Raw genomic sequence first — 11,594 nt, forward strand, 5'->3', positions numbered from 1 at the left:
CCTTGAAGAGATGAGATGGCAAGCGGACGGTGAGAAAACCGCAGGGGTTGAACCAACCCGAGGCGCCTTGTCTCAAGCTTGCAATTTTCCAGCCATCGGAAGATGGTGCGGCCATGAATGCCCTCTCATCCCAAAACCAACCGGAGCTGCACGAGCTGCTGGCCTTCTATCTGGACGCCGGTGTCGATGAAGCATTGACAGAGGAGCCGCTGGACCGCTTCGCCGAGATGGCACAGATCCGAAGTGCGGCTACTTCAGCTTCAGCTCCCGAACCATCCTCGGATCGACGTCCTCGAACCGGCCGTGCTTTCGCAGAAAGCAGCCCCGCCAATCCGGCTGCCGCCCAGCGCGGTCCAGTTACCGCTGCGGTGCCCGACGAGGCTCAGGTTCAGCTCGCGCGCCAGCTTGCGGGCATGGCCTCCAACCTGGACGAATTGCGCGAAGCCATGGCTGGCTTCGATGGCTGCAACCTGAAGTTCACCGCCAAGAATCTCGTCTTCGCTGACGGCAATCCGGAAGCCGCGCTGATGCTGGTCGGCGAGGCGCCGGGTCGCGACGAGGATCTCGAAGGATTGCCTTTTGTCGGCCGCTCGGGCCGGCTCCTCGACCGGATGCTGACAGCGATCGGCCTGGACCGCAAATCCGCCTATATCGCCAACGTCATCCCATGGCGGCCACCGGGCAACCGCACGCCTACCCCGCACGAGACCGAAATCTGCCGGCCGTTCATCGAGCGGCAGATCGAACTGGTCAATCCGAAGGTCCTGGTCAATCTCGGCGGACCTTCGGCAAAAACCCTGCTCAACACCACCGAAGGTATTCTGAGATTGCGCGGCAACTGGCGCGCCCATACGACAGCCGGCGGCATTGCCATACCTGCAATGCCCACATTGCACCCCGCCTATCTGCTGCGCACGCCCGCGCATAAACGACTGGCCTGGCGCGATTTCGTCGAAGTGAAAATGAAACTGCGTTCACTCCTGTGAAAGCAAAATCTGCCCGGGACGATCGTCGGCCGGGCAGAAACATCCTTGTGTCGAAGGCTTTCTCAGATAGCCAGGCGGCGCAGGCCGACATATTGCAGTTCGGCGAACAGAGCTACGGCGATCGCCTGGGCGCTGACAAAGGCAATACCGAGCAGGTTCGGTGAGACGACACCGGAAACCAGCAAGCCGAAGCTGGCGACGACCCACAACACATTGATTGCGATGATCTCGACCAACATGGTGCGCGACACAGTCTGCCGGTGCGACACCGCGAGCACCATGAGCACGAACGGCACCAGCGCAGCACCAGACCAGAACAGCAGGCTCTGAGGAATTTCCAGCAGAGGGCTCAGCATATGAGCGCCGCCGAGCAGGATAATCGCCGTAGCACCACTTGCCAGCGCATCGAGCAGCAGCACATTGCGGAGGAATGGGGAAACTGAAATCTGCATGATCTTTCTCCAGGCTCGTGATGCTGCGGACCGTCCGGCATCTGATGGACAGAGATTGTCAGGCCGGTTCAGCCACGGCGATTACGCGCCAGGTAATGGAAATGAATTTTCTCCGATCATAGATTTGCGGCTGTCCCGATACGCATCCTCGCCCGATACGCGAAGGGCAGCCGATCTCTCGTTTCACCAGTCACCAGACAGGATTTTCATGAGCGCCCCCCAGATCTCTGCCGGTACCCTGCTCCGCGAATGGCGCACGCGCCGACGCATGAGCCAGCTCGATCTCGCCATGGAGGCCGAGATCTCACAGCGACATTTGAGCTTCGTGGAAAGTGGCCGTGCCATGCCATCGCGCGAGATGGTGCTGCGGCTCTCGGAACAGCTTTCGGTGCCGCTCAGGCAGCGCAATCAAATCCTTCTCGCCGCCGGTTTTGCGCCTTCCTTCGGCGAACGCTCGCTGAATGACCCCGACCTCGCTCCAGCGATGGAAGCCGTAAAGCTGGTGCTGAAAGGGCATGAGCCCTTTCCCGCGCTCGCCGTCGACCGGCACTGGAACCTCGTTGCCGCCAATGATGCCCTTGCGCCGATGCTTGCCGGCGTCAGCGACCCGTCACTGCTGCAGGCACCGGTCAATGTGTTGCGGCTCAGCCTGCATCCCAAGGGCGTTGCATCCAGCATCGCCAATCTCGCCGAATGGCGCGCGCATCTCCTGGAGCGCCTGAAACAACAGGTCGAGGCCTCCGGCGATCCTGTCCTGGAAGCGCTCGAGGAAGAATTGCGGACCTATCCAGTCCACTCGAGCACGAGACCGGTGAAGCCGGAAAGCAATGCAATCGTTCATCCCTTGCGGATGCGGCTTGGTGACACCGTATTGTCCTTCATCAGCACGACCACGGTGTTCGGCACGCCGCTCGACGTCACGCTCTCCGAACTTGCGATCGAAACCTTCTTCCCCGCCGATGAAGAAACACGACAGGCTTTGACCCGCCTCGCGCTCGAACGGACGAAAACCGCGGGACAAGCCTGATCAGCCGGGTGGCTGCGAAGCCTTCCGCGCCGAGGCTCGCTCAAGGCCGAGCTGCCGTTCGCGCCAGATGATGAAAAGGCCAGCGGCAACCACGATCGCCCCTCCGACCAGCATGTGGAGCGTCGGCACGTCGCCAAAGGCGAGATAGCCGACGACGATGCTGAGCAGCATCGAGGTGTACTCGAACGGCGCCACGACCGAGGCTTCGGCATGGCGATAGGCGGAGGTCATCAGGATCTGCCCGAGCCCCCCGCAGAAACCGGCCAGGATCAGCAGCACGACCTGTCTGGTCGCCAGCGTCTGCCAGCCGAACGGAATGGTCAGCAGGGCAAGGATGCTCGCCGTCAGCGAGAACCACAGAACGATGGTTGCCGTGCGCTCGCTGTGCACCAGGCTTCGCACCAGAAGCATGGCAACCGCCGAGATCGCCGCTGCGATGAATGCGGCGATCACCCCCAGCACCTCCTGGTCGCCAAGGGCAGCGCCCGAGCGCAGCAGGGTGAGCGTCGGCCAGGAAATGATGACGACGCCGATGAGACCGACGATGACCGCACCCCAACGGTAGATGCGGATGGTCTCGCGCAGGAAGATGGCGCTGAACACCACGACCAGAAGCGGCTGTGCATAGTTCAGCGTGATCGCTTCCGGCAGTGGCAGGCGCGTCAACGCGAAGAAACCGAACCCCATGGCGCAAACTCCCACCACGCCGCGCGCGATGTGGTTGAGCGGACGCCTGGTGGAAAAGGCCGTACGCAGTTCGCGCCGAAAACCGAGGAAGACCAGGATCGGGAAGATGGCGAAGAAGGAACGATAGAAAACGATCTGGCCGGCAGGCAGCTCGCCGGCGGCCTTGATCAGCGACGACATCGCCACGAACACCGAAACCGACAGGATCTTCAGCGTGATGCCGACCAGCGTATGCGGCTGGACGGAAGATGCATTTGACGTCACTGCATGCCGGCGTCCCGTATCGCCCCCCAGATGCGCGACGGCGTCGCCGGCATGTCGATATGTCTTATGCCGTAGGCGCGATAAAGCGCATCGGTCACAGCGTTCAGTGCCGCCGGCGTAGCGCCGATCGTTCCGGCCTCGCCCGCTCCCTTGATGCCGAGCGCGTTGGTGGTCGAAGGCACGTTGCGGGTCTCGAAATGGAAGAATGGCACGCTGTCTGCGCGCGGCATGGCATAGTCCATGAAGCTGGCCGACAGCAACTGGCCATCCTCACCATAGACCGTCTCCTCCACCAGTGCCTGGCCGATGCCCTGGACGACACCACCATGCACCTGGCCAGCGAGAAGTATCGGGTTTACGGTCGCCCCGAAGTCATCGACGATGGTGTAGCGCACGATCTCCGTGCTTCCCGTGTCGGGATCGATCTCGACTTCGCAGATATGCGTGCCGTTCGGATAGGTCGCCTCGTCCTGCACGAATTCGCCGAACCCCTTGAGGTCCTCCGGCTTTTTCGCCGCCCTGGCGATGGCTGCAAAATCCATCGCGCGATCGGTGCCGACGATCCGGGCGATGCCATCCTTAAGCTCGATGTCTGCGCTGGCAGCTTCCAGTTCGTCGGCTGCGATGCGCCTGATCTTTTCGGCCAGATCCTCACCTGCTCGCGCAGTGGAAACACCTCCGAGAGGAATGGAGCGCGAACCGCCGGTGCCGCCGCCAGCCTTCAATTCGTCGGTGTCGCCCTGACGAACCCGAATCCGCTCGATGGGCAGATCGAGCTTTTCGGCCAGCAGTTGCGCGTAGGCCGTGGCGTGGCCCTGGCCGTTGGTCTGGGTGCCGATCTTCAGCGTGATCGTGCCGTCGCCGTTCAATTCGACATGCGCCGGCTCGGAACCGGCGAAAGCACAGGCTTCGACATAGGTCGCCATGCCGATGCCGCGGATCTTCCCACGAGACGTCGCCTCCTCCAGCCGAGTGGAAAATTGAGTCCACTCAGCCTGTTGCATGGCCTGGTTCATGTGGCCTTCGAATTCGCCGGTATCGTAGAGGCGGCCGGTCTGTGTGCGGTAAGGCATCTGGTCCGGCCGGATGAAGTTCCGCCGCCGGATCTCGTCGGCGGTCAGGTCCATGTCGCGCGCGCAGGCGTCGACCAGCTTTTCGATCAGGAGCGCGGCTTCAGGACGGCCCGCGCCGCGATAGGCGTCGACGGGCGTGGTGTTGGTGTAGACAGCGGTAACCGAAACATCGAGCGCCTGGATGTCGTAGACGCCGGTGGACATCGAAACGCCGACGACCGGAATGAACGGACCGTATTGCGAGATATAAGCACCCATGTTGGCGATCAGGCTCACGCGCAGGCCGAGAAAGCGCCCCTCCTGGTCCATCGCCATTTCTGCGCTGGTGACATTGTCGCGACCGTGTGCGTCGGTCAGGAAATGCTCGGTCCGGTCCCCGGTCCACTTCACGGGCCGTCCAAGCCGCCTGGCCGCTTCCAGGACCAGCAGGTGCTCCCGGTAAACGAATGTCTTGGGGCCGAACCCGCCGCCGACATCCGGGGTCACAACCCGCAACTCATCCTTGCCTATACCCAGCACGCCGCTGACGATCTTCTGCATCGAATGCACGCCCTGCGAGCCGGTGGTGAGCACGAAGCGTCCCTCCTGCTGCTTCCATTCGCCAACGGCGGCACGCGCCTCCATGTAGTTGCAGACCAGCCGGTTGTTGACGAAGTCGATGCGAGTGACCTTGGCTGCCTTCGCAAAGGCAGCGTCCGTCCTCGCCGTGTCTCCGATGTGATAGGCAAACGCACGGTTCGAACCAAGTTCTGGCCAGACCGGCGCTGTTTCCTCGTCGAGCGCCGTCGCCGTTACCGCGGCGGCGTCCTGTGTGTCGAAATCGAGCTCGATCAACTCGGCCGCGTCCTGTGCCTGCTCGCGACTGTCAGCCACAACGAAAGCGATCGCGTCGCCGACATAACTTACCTCGTCCCGGCACAGGATCGGTATGTCACGCGTCGGTGCCCGGGAGCCGTCGGGCTGCGGCTGCATGACGCCGGATCGCAGGTCGCGGAGATGATCGAGGTCGGCCCCGGTAAGAACCAGATGGACACCAGGCGCCGATCGCACTGCCTCTGTCGAGACGACCGAAAAAAGCGCCTTGGCGACCGGAGAGCGAACGACATAGCCGTGCAACACGCCGTCCGGACTGATGTCATCGGTGTAGCGTCCCTGTCCAAGGATGAAGGCATTGTCCTCGAGCCGACGGACCGAGGCGCCCATCCCGAATCTGGGTGTGACGACAGACATGGCAACCTCGCGGGGATCGGAGAAGGCTGGGAAAGCCTTGGGGATGTACCGGCAGTTTTGTCGAGGGACGGTTTCGTGTAAAGAGCCGCAACCTCTTTTATCTTGTCCCAGCAAATGCCGGCTATGCCGAGATCATCAGGAAAAATCGACGGATGCGCACAGATACCGGCCAGGTCTTCAGGCTCGAAGACTATCGCCCCAGCGACTACCTGATCCCCACGACCGAGCTGAATTTCTCGCTTTCCAGGGAAGCGACCAGGATCATCGCGACCCTGACCGTCGAACCCCGGCAAGGTGTAGTGGCGGGAACCCCGCTGGTGCTGGATGGCGATGAATTGCGACTTGCCGGCGTTTCGATCGACGGCAAACCGCTTGGCGCGACCGAATATGCCGCGGCAGCGGATCAGCTGACCATCCTGAAGCCGCCGGCAAAGCCGTTTCGGCTGACCATCGAAACGGATGTGAACCCGTCGACCAACAGCACCCTGATGGGCCTCTATCGTTCCAGCGGCGTCTATTGCACGCAATGCGAGGCCGAGGGCTTCCGCCGCATCACCTATTTCCTGGATCGGCCTGATATCCTGTCGGTTTACACCGTGCGCATCGAGGCCGATCGCAGCGAGGCGCCGCTTCTGCTGGCCAACGGCAATCCGGTCGAGCACGGGGATATCGGTGACGGAAAACACTTCGCGGTCTGGCATGATCCATTCCCGAAACCGAGCTACCTGTTCGCGCTTGTCGCCGGCAGCCTCGGCAAAGTGGCTGACGAATTCACCACCCTGTCGGGGCGCAAGGTCGAGCTTGGCATCTATGTAGAGCACGGCAAGGAAGCGCTGGCCGGCTACGCCATGGACGCCCTCAAACGCTCCATGAAATGGGACGAGGAAAAATTCGGCCGCGAATACGATCTCGATGTCTTCAACATCGTCGCCGTCTCCGATTTCAACATGGGCGCGATGGAGAACAAGGGTCTCAACATCTTCAACGACAAATATGTGCTGGCCGACGAACAGACTGCCACCGACGCCGACTTCGCCAACATCGAGGCGATCATCGCCCATGAATATTTTCACAATTGGACAGGCAACAGAATCACTTGCCGCGACTGGTTCCAGCTTTGCCTGAAGGAAGGGCTGACCGTTTATCGCGACCACGAATTCTCGGCGGACGAGCGCTCGCGCCCGGTCAAGCGCATCGCCGAAGTGCGCACGCTGCGTGCCCACCAGTTCCCGGAGGACCAGGGCCCGCTTGCGCATCCGGTGCGCCCGCGACGCTACCGCGAGATCAACAATTTCTACACCGCAACTGTCTACGAGAAGGGTTCGGAAGTGGTGCGAATGATCCGCACCATCCTCGGTGCAGAAACCTTCCGTGCCGGCATGGACCTTTATTTCGAGCGCCATGACGGCGAGGCTGCCACCATCGACGATTTCCTCAAGGTGTTCGAGGACGTCTCGGGCCGCGACCTCTCGCAGTTCGCGCTGTGGTACCATCAGGCCGGCACGCCGCATGTAACCGTCAGTTCCGGCTACGATCAGGCGGCCCGCGTCTTCACGCTCGAGATCGAACAGTCGCTTGCCCCGACCCCATCGGAAAGCCGCAAGCGGCTGATGCACATACCACTGGCATTCGGCCTTGTCGGAGCCGACGGCAGCGACCTGCCCTACAGCGGCGTCGAGGGTGCAACAGTCGAGAACGGTGTCATCCACCTGCGCAAGCGCCATCAATCGGTGCGCTTCACCGGCATCACCGAACGGCCGGTGCTTTCGCTCAATCGCGGCTTCTCGGCACCGATTACGCTGTCGCTGGAACAGAAGGCGGAAGATCTGATCTTCCTGGCCGGCAACGACAGCGACGCCTTCTCGCGCTGGCAAGCCTTCAACACATTGCTTACCGATGCGCTGATCGCCGGCTTCCGCAATGTCCTTGGCGGAAAGCAGCCGGAATTCGGCGAGCATCTTCAAGCGCTGGCCGGACGCATCGCTGCAGATGCGTCGCTGGAACCGGCATTCCGTGCCCTGGCGCTCAGCCTGCCGGGCGAAGCCGACATCGCACGCGAGATCGGCAAGGGGATCGACCCAGAGGCCATCCTTGCGGCGCGGCATGCATGCGCTCAGACGATTGCCGCAGCCAACCAGCACGGCTTCAGGCGTCTCTACGAGGAATTGCGCGACAGCGCCCCCTTCCTGCCCGACGCCGACGGCGCGGGCCGCCGCGCGTTGCGCAACGTGCTGCTCGACTACCTTACGCTGTTGCCGGGCGGGGCTGACCTCGCCGCTGACCACTTCGAGAAAGCCTCCAACATGACCGACAGGGCTGCTGCCCTGACCGTTCTCGCTCACCGCCACACTGATTCCGCCCAAGCTGACAAAGCCTTGAAACAGTTCGAGAAACAGTATTCGGACGACGCACTGGTGATGGACAAGTGGTTCATTATCCAGGCAGGCGTACCGGGACAGCGTGCGCTGGAAACGGTAAAGGCATTGAGCGGGCACCCTGCCTTTTCGATCGCCAATCCCAACCGCGTGCGCGCATTGATCGGTACATTCGCAGGTGCCAACCAGACCGGGTTCCACCGCGCCGACGGGCAAGGCTATCGTTTCTTTGCCGACATCGTCCTGCAGGTCGAAAAGCGCAACCCTCAGGTCGCCGCGCGGCTTGCTACAGCCATGCGCTCATGGCGCTCCCTCGAACCCGTGCGGCAAGGCCATGCGCGCGAAGCCCTGGTGTCGATCCTCGGTCAGGAGAAGCTCTCGGCGGATCTCAAGGACATTGTCGAGCGCACATTGGCCTGATTGACGGCCAGAAACAGGGGCCGGCGCTCAAAACGCCGGCCGATTTACTGAATCTTCAATCTTTTTTCTCCTCACCCACTGGACAAGGCGAATCACGTTTGATTCTTTAATGACGATTCGGAAGTACGGTGTTGCCGGATCATCATCGGGGAAAATTTCGGGGAGAGCCATTCCATGGCCAAGGCGGACGCGTTGCGCGCGCCCGGACGGACAGCTTTTGAGTGGCGCAACCGTCCGCGCCGCAGCAATGCCTTGATCGGTAATGCGCGGCTGATCGCCGGCCCGGCCTACGGCAAGTTGTTGGCCGCTGAACCGGTCCTGCGGCGACTGATCCCTTCCCTGATCATCCTTTTCCTGATCGTCGTGGCCTGCCTCCGCTTCCTGTCGATGATGAGCTGGCATGACGACATCGAACGCAATGCCAAGACAATTCTCACGCTTTCTGCTGGTGAACTCGCCAAGGCGGGTGCCGCCGCACCTGCCATCAGCCCACAGGAGCTGCTGGAAGATGCCGTACGGCAGGGTTCGCTCGGCACCGATCACGTGCTGGCCGTGACCGACAAGGACTTCACGGTGCTTGCGGTGTCGCCCAAGTCGACCCGTTGGCAAGGTCGTACGCTCGACAGCGTCATCTCGGGCGGACAGCCGCTGTTCCTCTTCGGCGAGCGCGCCGGTGTGCTGGATGTGCGCATCGGTGAGACCGAGTGGTATGCCGCCGTCGACCTCAGGCCCGATGGCAAGGGTGCGGCAGCCGTCCTTGTTCCGCAGGACGCGGTCTTTGCGGAGTGGCGCAAGTCCGTCTCCCTGAACGTGACGCTGTTCGTGCTTACAGCCGGTGTGCTGCTGATCGTGCTCTATGCCTATTTCTGCCAGGTGACACGCGCCAAGAGCGCTGACCGCATCCTGGGAGATTCCCTGCAGCGCATAGACATGGCGCTGGTCAGGGGCCGCTGCGGTCTCTGGGACTGGGACATGGCTCGCGGCAAGATGTACTGGTCGCGCTCGATGTACGACATGCTCGGCTACGAGCCTTGCGAGACGATGCTGTCCTTCGGCGAAGTCGACGAGATCATCCATCCAGAAGACGGAAATCTGTTCGAGCTGGCCGAGCGCATCGTGGCACGCGAGATCGATCAGATCGACCAGGTCTTCCGTATGCGCCACGCCGACGGCCAGTGGGTGTGGATGCGCGCCAGGGCGCAGGTAATGGATCCGGATGCGCCGGAAATCCAGCTTATCGGCATCGCAGTCGACGTCACCGAACAGCGGCACCTCGCGCTTCGCTCCGAAGCCGCTGACCTGAGGCTGCGCACGGCGATCGAGAACATCAACGAATCCTTCGTGCTGTGGGATGCGTCGGAGCGGCTGGTGATGTGCAATTCCAAGTTCCAGCTCGACAACGGCCTGTCCGACCGCAGCGTCATGCCCGGCACGGCACGTGCGGAGATCGAAGAGCGCATGCTGGCCTTCGCAGCCGAACGCCGTCTGGCCAATGCAAACGGCCCCAATGGCGGCATCACCATCGAACGCCAGCTGGGCGACGGTCGCTGGCTGCAGGTGAACGAGTTGAAGACCCGCGACGGCGGCACCGTCTCGGTCGGTTCCGACATCACGCAGATCAAGCAGCATCAGGACAAGCTCATGGACAGTGAGCGGCGCCTGATGGCCACCATCCACGATCTCAGCCTCGCTCGCCGCGCAGAGGAAGAGCGCACGCGCGAACTGGTCGAGCTGAACCGCAAATACATCCGGGAGAAGGATCGCGCCGAAGCCGCCAACCAGGCAAAGTCGGAATTCCTCGCCAACATGTCGCACGAGCTGCGCACGCCGCTCAACGCGATCATCGGCTTCTCGGAATTGATGGAGCAGGCGCTGTTCGGTCCGCTGGGTTCGGAGCGCTACGAAGAATATGCCACCGATATCAATTCGTCCGGCAAATACCTGCTCGGCGTCATCAACGACATCCTCGACATGTCGAAGATCGAGGCTGGCCAATTCTCGATCGATCGGGAGCAGATCGATCTCGGGCCGCTGATCTCCGAAACGGTACGGGTGGTTTCACTCCAGGCCGCCCAGAAGGCAATTACCGTGGAGACGCGCATCGCCGACAGCCTGTCACTGGTTGCCGACCGGCGAGCGATCAAGCAGATCGTCATCAACCTGCTGTCCAACGCGGTGAAATTCACCGGCCAGGGTGGGCATATCGTGGTGAAGGCCCGCAACGCATCGGGCGCGCTCACACTCACCATCGAAGACAATGGCTGTGGCATTCCGAAGACAGCACTCGGCAAGCTCGGCCGGCCATTCGAGCAGGTGCAGAACCAGTTCTCGAAGAACCACACCGGTTCCGGCCTGGGACTCGCGATCTCGCGTTCGCTGGCCGAACTGCATGGCGGCGCGCTCAAGATCCGCTCGACGGAAGGCTCCGGCACCATCGTATCGGTACGCATCCCTGTCCGGAAGGCACCACAGTTGGTCAAGGCAGCGGCTTGAGGCATTCCCTCGCAACAAGTTGCGGGGATTACGATAAAATCTTCCGACAGGATGAAAACACCCGGCGGCGGTCGCCGCCGGGATGTCTCAGGGAAGCTTACTCGGCTTCGCTCTGGCGATGGTCGCGACCGCCACGCTTCGGCAGCTCGCTCTTTTCGATCTTGCCGTCATTGTTCTTGTCGAACAGTGCGAACATCTTCTTCTGGTGTGCGGTGACGTCTTCCTGGGTCAGTACGCCCTCGCCCTTGCTGTCGTAACGTTCGACCATACGCTTCGCCATGCGTTCGAAACGCGCCTTCTCAAGCGCCGCGGCCAGCTGTTCGACCGTGACCTTGCCGCCATTGTCGGCGAGGATCTTCTTCAATTCCGGGTTCATCGCTTCCGAGAACTGATCGAAGGTGATGCCACCATCGGAATCCTTCAAGGCCTTCTGGAGGCGCCAGTGTGAGCCTTCGCGCATGTCGCCGCCCTTGTTCTGTTCGGCATGGGCGGCGGTTCCAACGAGGCCGGCAAGGGTCGCAAATGCGAAGGCAAGTTTCGTCGACTTTTTCATCGGTTTCTCCTGTTGCATCGTCACCCCCGATGCT

8 protein-coding genes are annotated in these 11,594 nt (G+C 61.9%); 4 read left to right on the forward strand and 4 right to left on the reverse strand.

The genetic code is table 11. The features are described 5' to 3' along the window. The first annotated feature begins 113 nt into the window (after positions 1-113). The gene (locus ACFWYE_RS07685; RefSeq protein ID WP_379110544.1) at positions 114-986 is read left to right on the forward strand and encodes a uracil-DNA glycosylase family protein; all 873 of its coding nucleotides are present in this window, start codon (positions 114-116) and stop codon (positions 984-986) included. 62 nt (positions 987-1,048) lie between these two features. Here the strand turns inward: ACFWYE_RS07685 and ACFWYE_RS07690 are convergent, their stop codons facing one another. Beyond that, positions 1,049-1,438: a hypothetical protein gene (locus tag ACFWYE_RS07690; protein WP_379110545.1), complete on the reverse strand. Its 390-nt coding sequence runs from the start codon at positions 1,436-1,438 to the stop codon at positions 1,049-1,051. A 208-nt stretch (positions 1,439-1,646) separates the two neighbouring features. Between ACFWYE_RS07690 and ACFWYE_RS07695 the strand changes: the two genes are divergently transcribed. Further along, positions 1,647-2,465, forward strand: a complete 819-nt coding sequence (locus ACFWYE_RS07695) for a helix-turn-helix domain-containing protein (protein WP_379061231.1) — start codon at positions 1,647-1,649, stop codon at positions 2,463-2,465. Here the strand turns inward: ACFWYE_RS07695 and ACFWYE_RS07700 are convergent, their stop codons facing one another. Together ACFWYE_RS07700 and ACFWYE_RS07705 are read right to left on the reverse strand one after the other, a co-directional pair. After that, positions 2,466-3,416 (reverse strand): DMT family transporter, encoded by a 951-nt coding sequence (locus tag ACFWYE_RS07700; protein WP_379061233.1) that lies wholly within the window; start codon positions 3,414-3,416, stop codon positions 2,466-2,468. Continuing rightward, a complete protein-coding gene (locus ACFWYE_RS07705) occupies positions 3,413-5,719 on the reverse strand; it encodes a xanthine dehydrogenase family protein molybdopterin-binding subunit (RefSeq protein WP_379110547.1) in 2,307 nt (768 codons plus the stop codon). Before ACFWYE_RS07705 ends, ACFWYE_RS07700 begins: the two co-directional genes overlap by 4 nt. Positions 5,720-5,871: 152 nt before the next feature. On the opposite strand from ACFWYE_RS07705, the gene pepN reads away from it, so the two are divergent. Further along, positions 5,872-8,514, forward strand: coding sequence for an aminopeptidase N (gene pepN, locus ACFWYE_RS07710; RefSeq protein ID WP_379110549.1), 2,643 nt, complete (start codon positions 5,872-5,874; stop codon positions 8,512-8,514). Between the two features lie 174 nt (positions 8,515-8,688). Next, positions 8,689-11,007 (forward strand): PAS domain-containing sensor histidine kinase, encoded by a 2,319-nt coding sequence (locus ACFWYE_RS07715; RefSeq protein ID WP_379110550.1) that lies wholly within the window; start codon positions 8,689-8,691, stop codon positions 11,005-11,007. A gap of 97 nt (positions 11,008-11,104) precedes the next feature. Here ACFWYE_RS07715 and ACFWYE_RS07720 read toward each other — a convergent pair whose 3' ends face one another. Next, complete coding sequence (locus ACFWYE_RS07720; protein WP_379110551.1) at positions 11,105-11,560, reverse strand: hypothetical protein; 456 nt, start codon at positions 11,558-11,560, stop codon at positions 11,105-11,107. Positions 11,561-11,594 lie beyond the last annotated feature (34 nt).

It is taken from the genome of Mesorhizobium sp. NPDC059025 (assembly GCF_042739655.1).
GTDB lineage: Bacteria > Pseudomonadota > Alphaproteobacteria > Rhizobiales > Rhizobiaceae > Mesorhizobium.